Here is a 16,373-nt window from a genome sequence, read left to right as displayed (position 1 = left end):
GATCTACTCGGCGTAGGAGATGTTCGCGAAGGTCTGATCGAGGATGCGCCGCATCGTATAGTCTTCTTGCAGAACCTTCAGGACCTCGACATAGAGCCCCTCGGTACGGCGCACCAGTTCTGATTTGGCGGCCGGCTCCAAGGCGCGAGTCTCGACCAGTTGCCGGCGAAGCGCGTGAAGCAGCGCGAGCTGTTGTTCTTCACCCGAGCGCTGATTAATCCAATTCAGAACGAAGCGGCGGCTTTGCGAGGTGAAACCTCGTGCGGCGGCCAGGGCGAGGCATGCATGCTCGATGATGTCGCGGCAGATAAATTCAACCAACCCATAAACGGCAGGATCGGACGATTTAGCGTCCTCGAGCGATTCCCTCGCGAGGATGATGCGCTTGATCGCCAGGTAGAGCGGAAGGGATTGGACGCGGAAATCGTTCCGGAATTCATCGATCACGGCCTCGCCTTCGACGACGATCCCTGTCCGCAGCCGATGTAGGAACCGCAGGCTGTAATTGTCGATCATCGGCATCTTCGTCATGCCTCGCCCTAAGGCAGCATCCGCGGCAATCTTGTCCAGAGACTTGGCGACGTGGTCGTAGTCTTCTCGCAAGACCACTTCGACGTTGATCTCAACGCCGTCGAGATAGACCAGCGTTTCCAACGATTTTCCGGATTCAATCCGAAGGTTGTCGCTCAGATCGACCTCATCTCGAGAGACGTAGCTCAAGACCAACAGGTCAATATCGGACGACGTAGTGGCGTAACCCTCGGCCACGGATCCCACCAACAAGATGCCGACGTCGTCTATCGAACCCGTCAATTGGCGGGAGAATTTCTCTAGGCTGAAGCCCTTCTTCTGGAATAGCTCAAGAAGGTTATCCGAATGCCGAAGCTCATTGATGAAGCTTTCGGTCCGCGCTGTGTCTTTCATTGCTGCAACTCCTTCGGGGTTCACCAAGCGCGCCGGGCTCGACCAATCCCGCATGTCACCTCTAGGCTTCGTTCTGTGAAGAGACGACTTGGTCGGCCGCCCGCGCCTTACGAAATGGACTAGATCAGGTTCATGGCACTAAGCGTTCTCGCAAGGCTTGGAATTGGCCATGGCCGCGATGTCGCAACAAAGACAGACCGTTTCATGTCGGGCCGAAACGCGGCTTTGTGCGCTGATATTCCCGAAAGATTGTAGATGTGGCTGCCTAGCTTGGCTCCAGCAAGGAGCGCAATGGCGAGGTAAATATTCTCTGACTTGCCATCTCTCATCGAACCCATGTCCGGGCATAAGCCCAGCGAGAACAAGTCGACTTTCTCCCGCTTGAGCTGGGCGATGATATGCGCATGAATTGCGTAGTCGGCGTTCTTCGGAGAGGTTGCGACGCCGCGGTTAATATTGGAATGGTAACCAAGAAGGGCGCCATCCTTCCACATTTCATCTATCGTGATGAAATGTACCATCTCAGAGCGGCTGTCGCGCATCGCAAAGACCCGCTGCCCCATATTGGCTCGTAATAGCGGTTGGGTAATCAGCCGATTTTCGGGCCGCGATAATGACTTACGTGAGAGCCAGTCTTGCGAGACGCTGTCGACTTCCAGCCACGCGCCGGAAGCCGGATCGACTTCTTCAATGGAATAGCCGTTGGTCTCGCATCTCCGGATGGCATTGCGGATATTCTGTTTTTTGGGCCCGGCGAGTTCGTAGGTGGTGAGGTCAACAAGGGCCTCCCATCCGATACAGTTGGTATAGAAGCCGTGAGCCTTCAGAACCTTCGCGAACACCTCCCCCACGTTGAGGAAGATCACATCCTCTGACTGATTCAGAAATTCAATGAGGATACGCTCCCAGCATTCGACATCAGCTAGTGGCTCCCCCAAAACTAAGCGGGTCGAGCTACCGTAAGATTTATGTTCGTCGTAACAAAGGCCGCCGTGTTCATCCCCATAGAACCTGAGCCGGGGCTGGGCCAACGAGCACGCAAGCGAAAAATCGCCGTACTTCCGCACGAGCCCACCAAGAGTTCCGCCGCGATCTTCCATGGCCTCTCCTTTAAGAAACCCTTGCTCGCCAGAGCCGGTGGTGATCCACAATCTGCGCGGAAGCGCTCGCCAAGGCTTCCAACTGACGAATATTCTGATTGACGCGCCCTGAATCGAAGCCTGCGGAGACAAAGGTCTGTATCATCCTCGCGTGAGCTTCACCCGGCTCCTTCTTGGGTAGCTCGAACTCCAACGCCTTGCCGTCAACTATTCCGTAGATGTGCGGGCGAGCGGGGCCGTTTCGCGACATCCCAAAGATGGTGCGCAAATCCAACTCAAAACCCTGACCTGCGACCGCCAAACGAACCTCGTCGTGCGCAACATTGGCCTGCCAAGCTGTCTTCATCGCAACATCTGCGCCTGCCGCCGTCCTGAACTTCAGCTCGGCAGCAACATCGACGTCGACCAAACCCGACGAATGCCCCAACTGGCTCCCGTACCAGGACGCAAACTTGCCTTGGGCACCGTCGGCCGACGCAAGGAAGGAGAATTTCGCGTTCGTGAGCGTCATCTTGGGATAGTCGAGTAGCGCCAGGATGCATTCCAGCAAGTGCCAGCCGAGATCTACGGAAGACCCTGCTACGGCATGCTGCGATTCTGTCAGCCAACGCGAGGAGGGAATGCCGTTACCACGAATCCAGTGCGCCGCGACTGACTGGATGCGAGCGGCGCCGTGGCCATGGACCAAGCGCTTGAATTCCTCAAAGTGGGGATCAAAAATTGACGCGCAGCTACGCAGAAGCTGGGAACGTGACGCCGTTGAGGTCACTCCAAGCCGCGATGCCTCGTCGCATGAAAAGCAAACGGGCTTTTCGATGACTGTGGACACACCCCTGCTCAAGAGAGCGTGCGCGTGTTCAACATGCATGGCGTTGGGGGAGGCGACGATCGCGATGTCGACATCGTCTGGCTCGAGTTCATCCAGGCCGTGGACGGTCCGGAGCGAAGCGGAACGCTCGCCTTGATTGGCTGCGAACGGATCAATGCAGCAGAAGCGTGATACTCCCGCACGCTGAAGGTTGGGTAACCAGATGTCGGTTACCACCCACCCTCGACCTATGAAGACCACGCTGCGCGTCATGTTGAAACCAGCGCTTCCCGGACGACAATTGCGACGGTATCGGCAAAGCGCTCGATCAGATCCGGCGAGGCCAGGAACATCCGGTGATGGAGACAGAAGCCGGTTTCGGCGATCCGAATGGCATTCTGGCAACGTTTTGCTAAACCCTCTGGCGACGCGCCCGGCTCCGCCTGCTGCCAATACGACTTCAAGGTGAAGAGGGGAGGATAGAGCCGGTTGGCGGGGATACCGAGCGCCTGGAGATCGTGAACCACCCTGTCTCTCAATTCCGCCCCCGGCAGATCCGTTTGGAGCCGCGCCTGGACGAGATACTCGGAGCATTCGCTGCCTTCGCCAGCGGATTTCTGGAATACGAGCGGCTCGCATCGTTCAAGGCGCTTGCGAAATCGCGCAGCGTTATCGCGCCGGATGCGGCTTTGCTCTTGGAAGCGCTTGAATTGCCCGGCGAGCACGGCGGCAGAAAATTCATTCATGCGGTAGTTCGATCCGATCTCACGATGATCGTAGCCAGTCTCCCCCAGTCCGCGACCGCAATTGTGTACGAGCTGCGCGCGTTTGTAGGCCTCGTCGGAGGCAAAAATTACCGCGCCGCCTTCACCTGCCGGCAGCAGCTTTGAGTTCTGGAAGCTGTAACAAACCGCCTCGCCATACGCGGAGACTGACGAGCCACCAAAGCGAATGCCCGGTCCATGCGCCGAGTCCTGAATCGTGACAGCACCAAGATCCCGGGCGCTCTTGCCGTGCGCCTCAAGGTCCGCAGGAATTCCCGCATAGTGGACTGGCATCACCGCGCCGATTGGAATTTCTGCGGGGATGTCTCGCCATTCCGTTGAAAGCGTCCATGTGTCGGGGTCCACATCCGCCACAACGGGATAAGCCCCATGCCTTTGGATGCTTGACATGGACGAATTAAAGGTTAGCGCTGGTACGACTACGCCGCAGCCGCGCGGCACCCCCGTCGCTGTCAACGCGAGTTCAAGGGCATGCGTGCCGCTGGAGACAGCAACAACATTCCGCGCGCCCTCGAGTGCGGCAAGCTGTTTTTCGACCTCAACAACAAATCGCCCTTCGTTGCGCCACCACTTCCCACTACTCAATACCTCGTTGAGGGCGCTCTTCTCATCCGAACCGAAGCGTGGCCATTCGATATTGTCGAATTTCATGCGATCCTCACTGCGGCTGGAAGGCCATCTTGTTGTAGGATGGACAGTTGGAAAACGAGCCCCATAAGCGGCTCGCTTGCGTCGATAGTTCTATGGGCTAGGCGGTAGATGGCCTCCCGCCGCTTCAGCAACTCGCGCGCCTGTTGCTCAAGGGAGGTTGCTGAGAACATCACGCGATCGCCACTCATTAGCCGCTCGATCAGGATCTTGTGCTCGCATTCGAGGTAGACGCATAGATGCTTCGAAAGGAGGAGATGCCTGCCAGCTTCCCATGCGCCGCCGCCAAGAGCGAGAATACCTTCCTGCCTAGAAGAAAGTTCATCAACGAGCGCAGCCTCACGCCAGCGGAATTCTTGCCAACGCCGCTCAGACGGAGCAGGCCCAAGGATATCGCCATGGCGCTCGCGAAGGATCTCGTCGGTATCGTATCTCGGCAGGCCTTTTGCGCCAGCATATGCACGTGCCAGCGCTGACTTTCCGCAACCAGGCATTCCTACCAGCACGATCATGCTGACAGTCTCGCGTTGACTTGCTGAACAATGTCAGCGAGTGGCTTATGCCCGTCGAGCTGAATAATGCCGTGGATCTCTTCCATCTTCGTTCGATGGACCGACTGCATCCAAGATAACTTCTCCTCCGTGGCCTGCGCACCGAGGGAGGCGATCATCCAGTCGGCACGATCACGCAGGCGATCCACTGCAACAGAGGGCTCAACGTTCAAATAGAATAGCGTTTCCGGCACAGGATACTGTGCGAGCAAGAAGTCGAACAACTCGCGATCCGAGCAGATGTCGTTCTGGTAGATGGCAAACGCAGGAAACCATCTGTCGAACAGCAGCTTCTGAGGCGGTGCTGCGCTCGTCGCCATGCAGGCAAGCTGAACCAATCCATCGACGATGTACGTTTGGTGCCTAAATTCGTCTTCGAACGTTGTGCGGATGAAGGACGACGCGTCACCCTGAGCGCTTGGCGGGTTCGCGCTCTTGAACGCGGCGAGACTTGCCGCACTCAAGCGGCAGCACCGGACCGCGCGGCTTTGTTGTGCCGAAAGCGCCGTGCAGATGCTCGTTTTGCCCGAGCCGTCCACGCCCTCGATCGCGAATATCTCAGCATCCGGTAGCCGGAACCGGGCCGGTGAGATGTTCGCGACAGGGCGGTGCGGATCGGACCGCCGATCCGACAGGTTCACGTGCTGGCCAACGAGGTCGAGAACGATTTGGACGATTTGGTCGAGGGATTTTCCTCGAGTATCCACCTCAACGCACGTCCGGTCACGTTGAAAGAGATCAACGTATTTCGCATCGAGGTGCCGAAGGAATGATCGGGTTTGGTCGGGCCCCAGCTGCTTAACCAACCAGTCATCGGCCGCAACCAGCCTTGATGCACAGATATCCGGATCGCCTCGTAGGAACAGCGTAAGATCGATAGGTGGCAGTTTGTCCTTGAGAAACTCGCATCGTGCATCGAATTCCACCGGACCGTTGCTGTATGCCTTGAAGGTCTGCCACCATCGGTCGTGGAGGACGACATCGTAGGACTGGTAGTCAGAGCGGAGATAGTGAGGACGAACAACACCCTCGGTGAGAAAGCATTGTGTCTTCGTTCGCCGAGATACCCGTGTCCAATATGCTTGGGGGCCTTCGCCGACATGTTCGCCAAACCGCTTGAGCAGGTCCAGCGTGACCGGTGCAAACGCCTCCGAGAGCACGCCATAATCCCTACCAAGCGTCTCACGCACACGCGCAATGACAGAGCTCTTGCCGACGCCGTCGATACCCTCGAAGGCGATACGGAACGGTCCGGTTCGTTCGTTAAGCACCGAACGCCCCCAACTTGACAGCTTCCCTCAACGCTCCCGCCAAAGGCGCGTTGCTGCCGAATGCAGAACTTCGGATAGCGGGCGTCCATGCGGAGCGGTCGAGGATCGCGTTCACCTCGCGGCGAACGCAATCAGTAGCGTCTTGGCGAGTTTCCAACAAACGGCCGCCAAGGGTTATTTGGCAAGCCGGGAGAATCTGCGCTAAATTTGAAATCATCAGTGCCAGCTTACTTAAAAGGCCGTCGAGCGCCTCGTCCGTGGTGCGGGAGGCTTGCCACTCGGCCTGCAGGCAACCCCGTTTGCCGCATTTGCAGGGCGCCCCCGATGGATCGACGATGATGTGACCGAGTTCGGCATTTAAGGGGCCGAGGCGCACGATTTCGCCGTCGACGACGATCGCCCCGCCCACGCCCGTGCCAAAATGAAGGGACACATAGGCTCGCCCGCGATCCTCGCCGGCGTCCGCCAGAGCCGCTGCTTCGCCGTCGCCGATACATCGTACGGCGCATCCCAAGAGCTGTTCAAACTGGACGACGAGCGGAAAATCCCGCCAATACGGTCTATTTGGCCACGATGTGACGATGCCGGCGTCATCGACGCTGGGTGCCACGCAGACGACGGCAGTTCCCTGGAAGGATATCGCGCGACGCGCGAGCACATCAGCGATAATAGCGAATTCGCGGTTCGGATCTCCCAGCAATGGGATTTCGATCCGAGTGGGTTTGGGCAACGACACGTCATTCGACAGGCAATACGCAAACTTGGTCGCGCCAAGATCGAGGGCGAGGTATCTTGAGTCGGCTCTTGTCATCGAGCGTCGTCCGCTTCTGGACGAATGGCTTGCTCGATCGCGGAGACCGCGAGCGTATAGGCGGCTACGCCCAAGCCGGCGATCATGCCGTTCATCACGTCCGCCAGGACGGAGCGGGTCCTGAACGCTTCGCGCGCGAAGATGTTGGAGATGTGAATCTCGATCTTGTAGCCCGCGAAGTCCTCGAGGCAGTCTCGTAAGGCCCAACCGCTCATCATCAGGGCACCGGGATTGATAATCAATCCGCGCGCGTCGCGGTGCGCGTCGACAAACCGAATGATCTCTCCTTCGATGTCGCTTTGAAAGGTCTTTAGAGATAGTCCACTCGCTTCAGCTCGCCGATGGACCTTCTCTTCGATCTGCCGCAAGGTGACATAACCATAGATCGCGGGCGCGCGTTGGCCTAGCCGCGCAAGATTGGGACCGTTGATCAGGATGACGTCAGACATACCGACCGCCTCCGCAGCAATCCAGGAGAAGCTCGATGTCCGCAATGATGCGGCGAACGCAGCCTCGTGGAAACAACTCCGGCTGGCCGGGCCAGCGCACGGGCAAGAACCTCACGCTGGCCCCCTGAGCGGCCTTGAGGTCGTTCATGGAATCGCCGACGAACACGCAACGACCCGCATGGCTTCCGGTCGTCGCGATGATGTGATGCAAGCCATCGGCCGACGGCTTCCCAGGCAACGGATCGTCGCCGCATACAATGCCTGAGAACGCGCGTTCCAGCCCGAAATGCTCAAGCAGTAACAAGGTGCGAGCCCGCGCCTTGCCCGTGAATAGACCTAACTTCGTTCCGTTGGCCGCGAGCCCGGTCAGGAGCGACCCCACTGCGGGAAAGAGCCGATTGAGGGACAAGCTCGCGATGCTCTCTTCCTCGAACAGCGCCGGAAGCGACGCCGGCCATTGGAGTTCACGCGTGATGTCCTTGAATGGAATGCCTTGGCGCGCGAGAAGCTCGTGAAATGGGATAACATCGCTAGCTGGGCTCGCTCGCCGGAACGCACGCTCGAAGGCCGAACGCATGGACAGGCTGCTGTCCAGCAATGTTCCATCAAGGTCGAATACGACGAGTTCAGGCACAGCAAACTGGGCGCGCATGTGGGCCATACGAAGTACCACCAGAATTGGAGGAATTATCGAGAGTTGATCGCGTAGAGGATCAACGGCATCGCCTCCTGAATCGGATAGCGCGCGAGAGTCTGCTCGATCGTTTCCTTGACCGCGCTTCGATCGGCCTCCCTCACGACACCGCCCAGGAGGCTTCGAATTAATCCTTCGAGTTCGGCGGCGCGGTCGAAGGGCAGATTCCCGTCTGGCTCCTGCATGAAGGACACCATCTGAGCGACGCTCGCCAACAGCTCTTTGACCGGATCCCTGTCCTCTCGCATGCGAGCTCGGTTGCCGGGCGAAAACGGATTGTTCGCGGCACCGGACGAAGATGTGAGCTCATCGGCTATGGATCGCGCGATAACGGGCGCCATCAGGATTCCGTTCCGGTAGGTGCCGGTCGCCACTAGAACACGGTCGTGGGCCGTTCGCCCGAAAAGTGGACATCCGTCGGAAGTAATCGGGCGGAATCCCGCTCGTGTTTCACGAACCGCCCCAAGCCGAAGATGCACATTCAATTCATTGGCTAGCGAGTGGCAAAGCGCATAAAGTTCGCCCACGGTGGGCTTGGGATCATCGAATTCAGCCGTCTCAAGGCGGTTCGTGGCTCCCAGATATATTCGTCGCCCCGAGAGCGGGACCAAGTGACTGCCACACGCGAAGTCGCGATTGGGGGTCCGCATTACGCCCGCGAATGCAAGAGGCGCTTCGACGATTGCGCTCGAACCGCGTCCGCCCAACATGACGAGCTTTTGACCGACGCCAACGTCGAGCCAGGGTAGCAACCGCAATGTATTAACGCCGGCAGCAACGACGATTTCTTTGGCATCGAGGACGGCTCCACGATCCGTCTTCACCTGAACGCGGCGTGTGTCGGCTTCGATTGAGACGACCGTCTCATCAATCACGGTGATGGAACGGTCCAGCGAAATTGCCTTGCCGAGCGTGTCAAGCAACACTCGGCTTTCGATGTAGCCTTCTTTGGGCAGCGAAAGCACGAGCTGCGGCCGTGAAAGCTTGTGGGGCGCGAGCCCTTGGACGTCTTTCGGTTCGACCCACTCACTGGGTTCCTCCCAGGCATCAGCCTGAGCCTTGATAAAACGAATATTCTCGACATCCTGACTGCCGTGATTCGTGGCAACAATGAATGTGCCGCGTCCCACGCGCCCGTCGCTGGAAGCACGCTCGGCGACCGAGCGATACCATGCTTCCCAGACCCTCCCTGATTCGATGCGGAGCTTTGCCTCCTCTTGATCAGCAAGCGTCCACTTGTCTTTGCAGAACTCGGCGAATGACCCGAGCATGGCGCCGGCCGCGTGACTTGCACTTTTCTCTAAGCCTGAGTTTGGGGCAATGAGCGCGACGGAGAGGCGACGCGCTGAAAGTTCGAGAGCTGTAGCTCGGGCGATGACTCCACCACCAGCCACAATTACATCATACTTGGTGTTCAACTTTAGAGCGCCTTTACTTTGAATTGTCATCAAAGTGTTATGCATCTCGTGGATGTGAGTCAAGAGTTGCGTTTTTAGAAGAGTGCAATCTGACTTGCAGCCGGAACATTACCGCAGCATTGCGAGAAGAAAATTCCGTCGCGGCTCGAAAAACAGACCGAACGTTTTCTTCGTCTCGAAACAGGGCCCAAAATAGACAAAGTGAGTCGTCGCGCGATGATGAATGATCGTTGTATTCAGCTTCGCATAACGCAAGAAAGCTGCTCGGGACTTTCAAGTGCGGACCTAGTCTTACTGCGTCACAAACGACGATCTGTGTAGTGGTCGAACTTGATCGCACAACAAGGACATCTCGACAGCGTTCGGACGAGCCCATGCTCGAGCCGCCGTCGCATCGTCGCGATCGAGTTTGGAATGTGACGTTGGGTCCGCAGCGGCAGATCCGCGGGGTCTATAATCTGCGGGAAGGCGAGCGAGCGGGATCGGCTGGGCGCGCCGCGCGCCTGAGGGGGGAATCGTCTCCCGCTCGGAGATCAGGAATCCGTAGGCCGCAATGCACATCGTTGCGTGATGATGAAAGCCGCGCCAGCCGCGTCCCTGGAAGTGGCCGAGCCCGACCTCCTGCTTGAGGTCCTGATAGTCGCGTTCGATGCGCCAGCGCAATTTAGCCGTCTCAACGAGCGTCCGGAATGCCACATCCTCCGGCATTGTCGAGAGCCAGTATTTGGTAGGCTCGTCCTCGCCTTTCGGCCATTCGATCAGCAACCATTCCTCCAATCGCCGGGTGGTTTGCCAATAATCACGATGCGCGGCACGAACCCGCACGCGGGCAAAGCGCGAGGTCAGCTCTTCGTTCGTTCCTTGCCGCCACGTGATGGTGCGCCAAGCTTGGGCCGGCAGGCCGATCGCGAGCGCCTTCACGGCGGCTGGCTGATGCTGACGGTTGCGGCGCATCAGTTTCGGTGGACGGCCGCGGCCCGACCATGGCTTCGGCGGCAAGGGACCGGTGCCGGGCGCCCATACCGTTGTGCTCGACAGAAGACCCGCCACATAGGTCAATCCCAGCGCCGTGATCTCCGTGCGCAGGTCGCTGTTGTTGCCATAGCCCGCGTCCATCAGCACGACACCACGTGGAAGGTTGCTCGCACAGGCCCACCGCAACTGCTCCAGCGCGATCTCCGGCTTGGTCCGGAAGCCGACTTCGGCGGGAATGCCCACTTTACGCCGCCGATCGCAATCCTCAGTCCATTCCTTCGGAAGATAAAGGCAGTAGGCGACAGGCAGGCTGGCGTGGTGGTTGGCAATCGACAGCGACACCGCCACCTGGCAATTATCCTGCTTGCCGAGCTGCCCGCAATATTGCCGCGCAACTCCAACCGAATGTCGCCCCTGCTTGGGAAATCCGGTATCGTCGATGATCCAGCCTTCGATGGGGCCCTGGCGTTCAATCGCCGGCAGGACCATCTCGCGTACCTTGCTCAGCACCTTCTCATCCGACCAGGCGCCGCTGCCGACGAAATGCAGCAGCGATTGATGCTGGGCCGCCGTCCGCTCCGGAGCCGTCACCGCCGCCATCGGCTCCACGCTCTTGCGACCGCCGCAGGCCATCAGGCCGACGCAATAGTCGCGCAGCGGCGCCTTCCGATCAGCATGACCGATGACACTGGCAAGCCCTTCCAAATACGCCGCAAATCGCTTCTCGCTCGTCCTGGTGCCACGCCCGCTCATGTCGGCCTCATCGGCTAATGGTCCATGCTGCAACCATCGCTGATTCTGGCCGGCTAGAGCCTGCGGTTTTGTGACTCAGTCAGACTAGCAGGCCGTTGAAGAACTCAGCCGCGTTCGCAAACGAAGGCTGAATCGTCGCCATTGTGGATGTAGAAGTGGCTAACGAGCCTGCCCGCAGTGCCGATCATGGCCCATCCGCGACCACAGGACGGATCATTCTCGTCGTGCCTCTCCCATGAGAACTCGGCGCAGGCCGATCCGTCGCGGGTGCCGTAGCGAGCATCCAGGAAGCCCTTGAGAGCCCCAAACGCTATTTCGCCATCGGACTTGCCACGGAAGGTGAGATGCGCCTCTCCGACAAGATCGAGGAAGTCGCTGTCCCAGTTGTCCATTTCGACGATGCGCCAGCGGCCGGCAAAGGCCTTGGCAAAGCCGGGCACCTTGGCCATCAACCGGTCTCCGCGATCAACTTGGGCAGCCGCACCAGATTGTAGGCGGCCGCAGCGAAGGTAAAGGCCCATCCGACCCGATCACGGCCACGGAATCTGGTCTTCTCTTGCCCGGCGACCGTCTTGATCCAGCCGAATGCCTCCTCAATCCGCTTGCGGATGCGCTGGCTGACAGCATAACCGCCGTGCCGGGTCGTACGCCCGTCGATCGCAGAGCTACGGCCGCCGGTATTCTGCGCAACATGCGGCGTCACGTTCATCGAGCGCAGCTCGTTGACGAAGTCTTCTGCATCGTAGGCTTTGTCGGCACCAAGCGTGATCGCTGTCGGTCGATCGGCACGAGGCTCGATCATGTGCAGCGCGGCCACCCGTTCGGCATGCCCACCGGCCTGCGTCAGGCAGGCGTCGACCAGCAAGCCGTGGCGGTTCTCCATCAGCCCGTGCCCGATGAAGCACAGCTTCGTCTCCTTGCCTTTCCCCTTGCGGTAGAGCCTGGCCTCCGGATCGGTGGTCGAAGCATGGGTGTCGTTGGAGCGCTTCTGGCCATGGAAGTTCGCTTCAGCATTGCGCCCGCCGCCTTGGGCCGGCGGCTCGCCGGAGCTATCCTTCGGTTTGACGCTCTTCATCGAGGCCCAGGCCTCGATCAGCGTGCCGTCGACCGAGAAGTGATCGCTCGACAGAAGCTTCTTCACCCTGGGCTGCGCCAGCACCGCCGCCAGGAACTTCGCCGCGATGTCGCCTTCCAGCAGCCGGTCGCGGTTCTTCGAGAATACCGAATGGTCCCAGGCTGCATCGTCGACGCCGATTCCGACGAACCAGCGGAACAGCAAATCATATTCCAACCGCTCCATCAGAAGTCGCTCCGAGCGGATCGAATAAAACGCCTGCAACAGCATCGCCCGCAGCAGCTTCTCCGGCGGGATCGACGGCCGTCCAATCGGCGAATAAAGGGCGGCGAACTCGTGCTCCAGCGCCGCCAGCGCCTCGTTCACGATCGTCCGGATCCCTCGCAGCGGATGATCACGCCGCACCCTTGCTTCCAGGTCGACGTAGCTGAACAGCTCGCCCGTTCGATTGTCGCCGCCGCGCACGCACCATCTCCGAATCTCGTCGGAGCCAATGAATCATGATCCTCGGTCGGCGGCGACCGCCTTTTTTCAACAGCCTGCTAGGCAAGAATATTCGTCTAGCACCAGATCCAGTAAGGGAGGATTTGCTAGCGTCTTTAGTCAACGACAAAAGTCATGCCGGCGAAGCTTGCTCGGGGCCTCAGATCACGTATTGTTGCGAGGTGATTTGTAGAGGATCGTTCGATCCCGACCGCAAGGTTTACCACGAGATCATCGGGGGCATTCACACGACATAACGATCGCTCCCGCTGACCGCCGCAATGCAGGAACCACGATTCTTCAAAAGCCGCGTCACTTTTCCATTAGCGAGGGCAAACTGAATTTGGAGCTCCGCGCCGCGAAGGTCGACCACTATCCTGCGTACAACGCTCAGATGGGGCCCCGTAGTAGCGGCGTACGCAACGGCTGCTTGCGGTGGTGAACTTGACGGTCAAAGCGGAGGTATGTCTCGAACGGCAAGCCCGACTTGAGAAATCAAGCGATAGAACTCAGGGCAGGTCTTGGCGACACATTCGGGATGATCTAGGCTCACGCCACCGCCGGCCGCTCCGAGAACGGCAAGAGACATCGCCATTCGATGATCGTCGCGGGTTCGAAGCTCGGCGTAGCGGGGAATTCCCGGGAAAACTTTCCACCCATCCGCCCTTTCTTCGACCGGAACGCCCACCTCGAGAAGTGCTTGCGTCATCGCATCGACGCGGTCGCACTCATGGTTGCGGATATGGGCAACTCCTTGGATCTCGATGGGAGCATCAGCATAAGGGGCCAGCGCGGCGACCGTCAGGGCGATGTCCGAACAATCATTGAGATCGAGGGTGAATCCGCCCTTCAGTTTCAAGAGAGTTGCGGGGCGTGAAATCCGCACGCCCTTCGAACCGAGCCAGGCTACTTCACAACCAAGTTGCGCAATGAGGTCGATAAATCTGGTGTCGGGCTGACGACTATGTCGGATGGCATTGGGGATCACCAGCGTACCCTTGAGAGCAGCTGGCAGCGCTGCGAAATAGGACGCCGTTGAGGCATCCGCTTCGACCTGAAAATCGGTGGCGAAATAGCCGGTCGGTTGCACGCGGATTTTGGATAGATCGCTCGTGGCATCGACCTCCGCTCCAAAGGCGCGCATGCAATCGAGCGTGATGTCGACATATTGACGCTGAACGACATGACCGTCTGTGCGGAAGACCATGGGATGCTCGGCCTGAGGGGCAGCAATAAGGAGTCCGCTGAGATACTGGCTGGATACGCCGCCATCGACGAAAGCTTCGGTATTGGTAATGGCACCGCCACGAACCAAAGCGGGGAGAAATCCGGGACGTTCTAAAGGCTGGATGCACTCCCCGAGCATAGCCAAGGCATCGAACAAACCCTTCATGGGCCGCATGGTCATCTGCTTGCTGGCTACGATTTGCCACTCCCCAGCGCCACCCATAGCCAGCACGCACGGCAAAAAGCGCGCGACCGTGCCCGCCGAGTGGACATTGAGGGCAGTCCCAGTAACGGGACGGTCTCGTCCAATTCCATAGACAGTGAATCCGTCAGCCACCTTCTCAATTTTGCATCCGAGAGCTTCGGCGGCGGCGAGCCCGGCCTTGGTGTCATCGCTGTCGAGCGGGTTTCGAATGGTCGACCCACCCCTGCTGCAGAGGGCCATCATGATGGCCCTATTGGTGATGCTCTTGCTGCCGGGAACGACGACTACTCCGTCTAGTTCGCCAGTGAACTTTTCAATAAGGATTCGATGATTTGAGGCCTGAGACAAGGTTGTACTCGCGCTGTGAGGCAACGTTCCGGCTTTTAAGCACACGATTGCAATTAAAAACAACCCCATACGGTCTTCGCTGTGCATCGGCCGATGACCGCCAGACGCTACCGTTCGGCTCGCTCTCCAAACCGATGGTGTCTAAGAAGGAACGGCGGGGGCTACCGCTGCGTCGGCGGATTGTACTTCGCCGAACCGGCGCAACCGCTTGCGGCCGACGAGTCGTCCAGCATCCGGTCTGTTGGGCTGATGACGGTGTGTAGTGTTAGGTCCATTGTCGGCAGATTGTTCAAAATCAACGTCTGACAAAATCCCGGCGATACAGACGGTCGGCGGAGTATTTCGGACACACGCCGTCGCAACAGTAGTCTGGTACGGACATCAGTTCTGGCCATATCAGCAAACAGGGCCACATAGCTCTCGGGAGGGCTACAACCACCCTGCTGCTGAGATAGTTCCGGACGAGCAGACGAACTGGAGCATCGGTATCTTCGGCGATCTGGTCAGCGTATGACCACAACGCGTCGGCTCGAAACTTGTCCACGCTCGCCAGCGGCATGTAGCTTACAATCGCGCTCGCCTGACGTGCCCTGTCGTGTGTCAACGGATGACGGTTGGAGCAGTTCGATCTGCTCTCTTGTGGGTTGCCAGGTCTGCCTTGAACGCCATAATCCCCCTTTCGGCCCAAAGCGCCCGTGCCTGTTCTTGCTGATCGCTTTTGAGCTTGTCCGCCACCCAGAGCAGCGCGCCGAGGATGGTGACACGATCATCGTTGGTCAGCTCGACGATCCCGGCCTTGACGACGAGACCGCCGAGCTCAATGAGATGCCGCGTGCGCTTGCGGCGCTCGACCTGCCATGTGCGCATATCATGACGCGCTTGTGCCGCCTGATGGCGGTTGCGCTCGGTCCGGTTGCGCCGCAGGGCCGCCCGCGTCACGGCCATTTGCCGACGTCGATCGCCGCGCCCGTCCTTGAAAGTGCCATGGCCGGCATCATGGCAGCCATCGAAGATGGCCTCTACCAGCCGTCGATGAAGGCCCGGATGGACGAGCTTGAACGGCAGAGGGCGGAGATCACCGAGCGTCTTACCCAGGCTCCCGCCGATATCCCGGACGTTCACCCGAACGTCGCCAACATCTACCGCAAGAACGTAGTCCGGTTCACCGAGGCTCTGGACGATCCGGACGGAGGCCGGGAAGCAGCCCAGGCGCTCCGCTCGCTCATCGGCGAAATCGTGCTGCCCCCCGGCGAGAAACGCGGCGAGGTCCATGCCGAGCTACGCGGCGAGCTGATGGGCATCCTTGATTTCGCGAATGTTACGGGAAATCAAAGGGCTGGCCGTTTTATGTCGGCAGCGGCTGCGTGTCCGCGCTTGCTCAAGAACAAATACCGCGCAAGGAGCGCGCCATTAAGCATCAAGGATACCTCCGCAGTAATCTTGGATCATCGGTCCGCATATTTTGAATTCGAACATTTCTTGCTTCAAGCGACGCGGTTAGGCGCGGCCTGCCGTCGCACCAGTGTGACGTCCATGACCAATGGTCCTCCCTCTCAGCTAACCACGATGCCTCCGTACTCGCTAGTTCAGACATTTCTCAAACGTTCTGTCTGCCGTGAGGATGCGGCAGCGAGGTGCCGACTTGCCGACGGAAGACAGAGGAAGCGTGTGAAAGTGTCGTGCGGCGGGACGGCAGCCATGAGCAGGGACCTCGTTTGCTGCGGAGACGAGACGCAGACCGTTCAGCAGAGGCCGCTTTCCCTGGAAATCAGCGCAGCCGTGACAGATCAGCGATGACGATCGTCGAAACAACGGCAAGGAACGCGACAAGCCGATGGCGTTGACCTT

At 59.0% G+C, this 16,373-nt stretch carries 16 protein-coding genes; 1 reads left to right on the top strand and 15 read right to left on the bottom strand.

The window, feature by feature from the left end:
• Nucleotides 1-3 precede the first annotated feature (3 nt).
• From J2R78_RS43635 to J2R78_RS43565, 15 genes are all read right to left on the bottom strand, one after another.
• A complete protein-coding gene (locus J2R78_RS43635) occupies nucleotides 4-924 on the bottom strand; it encodes a nucleotidyltransferase domain-containing protein (RefSeq protein ID WP_253610511.1) in 921 nt (306 codons plus the stop codon).
• A 119-nt stretch (nucleotides 925-1,043) separates the two neighbouring features.
• Entirely contained in the window at nucleotides 1,044-2,024 is a 981-nt protein-coding gene (locus tag J2R78_RS43630) for a DUF2156 domain-containing protein (RefSeq protein ID WP_253610512.1), read from the bottom strand.
• A 10-nt stretch (nucleotides 2,025-2,034) separates the two neighbouring features.
• The gene (locus J2R78_RS43625; RefSeq protein ID WP_256559080.1) at nucleotides 2,035-3,105 is read right to left on the bottom strand and encodes a Gfo/Idh/MocA family protein; all 1,071 of its coding nucleotides are present in this window, start codon (nucleotides 3,103-3,105) and stop codon (nucleotides 2,035-2,037) included.
• The gene (locus tag J2R78_RS43620; RefSeq protein ID WP_253610514.1) at nucleotides 3,102-4,268 is read right to left on the bottom strand and encodes a DegT/DnrJ/EryC1/StrS aminotransferase family protein; all 1,167 of its coding nucleotides are present in this window, start codon (nucleotides 4,266-4,268) and stop codon (nucleotides 3,102-3,104) included. Before J2R78_RS43620 ends, J2R78_RS43625 begins: the two co-directional genes overlap by 4 nt.
• Nucleotides 4,265-4,777, bottom strand: a complete 513-nt coding sequence (locus tag J2R78_RS43615; RefSeq protein ID WP_253610515.1) for a shikimate kinase — start codon at nucleotides 4,775-4,777, stop codon at nucleotides 4,265-4,267. Before J2R78_RS43615 ends, J2R78_RS43620 begins: the two co-directional genes overlap by 4 nt.
• The gene (locus tag J2R78_RS43610; RefSeq protein ID WP_253610516.1) at nucleotides 4,774-6,087 is read right to left on the bottom strand and encodes a hypothetical protein; all 1,314 of its coding nucleotides are present in this window, start codon (nucleotides 6,085-6,087) and stop codon (nucleotides 4,774-4,776) included. Before J2R78_RS43610 ends, J2R78_RS43615 begins: the two co-directional genes overlap by 4 nt.
• On the bottom strand, nucleotides 6,080-6,898 hold the full coding sequence (locus tag J2R78_RS43605) for an ROK family protein (protein WP_253610517.1): 819 nt from the start codon (nucleotides 6,896-6,898) through the stop codon (nucleotides 6,080-6,082). The genes J2R78_RS43610 and J2R78_RS43605 overlap by 8 nt, the downstream gene beginning before the upstream one ends.
• On the bottom strand, nucleotides 6,895-7,347 hold the full coding sequence (locus J2R78_RS43600) for a type II 3-dehydroquinate dehydratase (protein ID WP_253610518.1): 453 nt from the start codon (nucleotides 7,345-7,347) through the stop codon (nucleotides 6,895-6,897). Before J2R78_RS43600 ends, J2R78_RS43605 begins: the two co-directional genes overlap by 4 nt.
• Nucleotides 7,340-8,008: an HAD family hydrolase gene (locus J2R78_RS43595; protein ID WP_253610519.1), complete on the bottom strand. Its 669-nt coding sequence runs from the start codon at nucleotides 8,006-8,008 to the stop codon at nucleotides 7,340-7,342. Before J2R78_RS43595 ends, J2R78_RS43600 begins: the two co-directional genes overlap by 8 nt.
• Before the next feature lie 26 nt (nucleotides 8,009-8,034).
• Nucleotides 8,035-9,489 (bottom strand): FAD-dependent oxidoreductase, encoded by a 1,455-nt coding sequence (locus J2R78_RS43590; RefSeq protein ID WP_253610520.1) that lies wholly within the window; start codon nucleotides 9,487-9,489, stop codon nucleotides 8,035-8,037.
• A gap of 261 nt (nucleotides 9,490-9,750) precedes the next feature.
• Nucleotides 9,751-11,187 carry an IS701 family transposase gene (locus J2R78_RS43585; protein ID WP_253610521.1) on the bottom strand — a complete coding sequence of 479 codons (1,437 nt, stop codon included), beginning with the start codon at nucleotides 11,185-11,187 and terminating at the stop codon, nucleotides 9,751-9,753.
• Between the two features lie 104 nt (nucleotides 11,188-11,291).
• Nucleotides 11,292-11,636, bottom strand: coding sequence for a hypothetical protein (locus J2R78_RS43580; RefSeq protein WP_253603703.1), 345 nt, complete (start codon nucleotides 11,634-11,636; stop codon nucleotides 11,292-11,294).
• A complete protein-coding gene (locus tag J2R78_RS43575; protein ID WP_069276043.1) occupies nucleotides 11,636-12,727 on the bottom strand; it encodes an IS5 family transposase in 1,092 nt (363 codons plus the stop codon). Before J2R78_RS43575 ends, J2R78_RS43580 begins: the two co-directional genes overlap by 1 nt.
• 469 nt (nucleotides 12,728-13,196) lie before the next feature.
• Nucleotides 13,197-14,612, bottom strand: a complete 1,416-nt coding sequence (gene aroA / locus J2R78_RS43570) for a 3-phosphoshikimate 1-carboxyvinyltransferase (protein ID WP_253610522.1) — start codon at nucleotides 14,610-14,612, stop codon at nucleotides 13,197-13,199.
• A gap of 513 nt (nucleotides 14,613-15,125) precedes the next feature.
• Nucleotides 15,126-15,392: a conjugal transfer protein TraD gene (locus J2R78_RS43565; RefSeq protein ID WP_253610651.1), complete on the bottom strand. Its 267-nt coding sequence runs from the start codon at nucleotides 15,390-15,392 to the stop codon at nucleotides 15,126-15,128.
• 117 nt (nucleotides 15,393-15,509) lie between these two features.
• On the opposite strand from J2R78_RS43565, the gene J2R78_RS43560 reads away from it, so the two are divergent.
• Entirely contained in the window at nucleotides 15,510-16,322 is an 813-nt protein-coding gene (locus J2R78_RS43560) for a hypothetical protein (RefSeq protein ID WP_253610523.1), read from the top strand.
• Nucleotides 16,323-16,373: the final 51 nt, after the last annotated feature.

Source organism: Bradyrhizobium sp. USDA 4538 (assembly GCF_024171045.1).
Taxonomy (GTDB): Bacteria; Pseudomonadota; Alphaproteobacteria; order Rhizobiales; family Xanthobacteraceae; genus Bradyrhizobium; species Bradyrhizobium australafricanum.
This window is presented reverse-complemented; position numbering and strand designations above follow the sequence as displayed.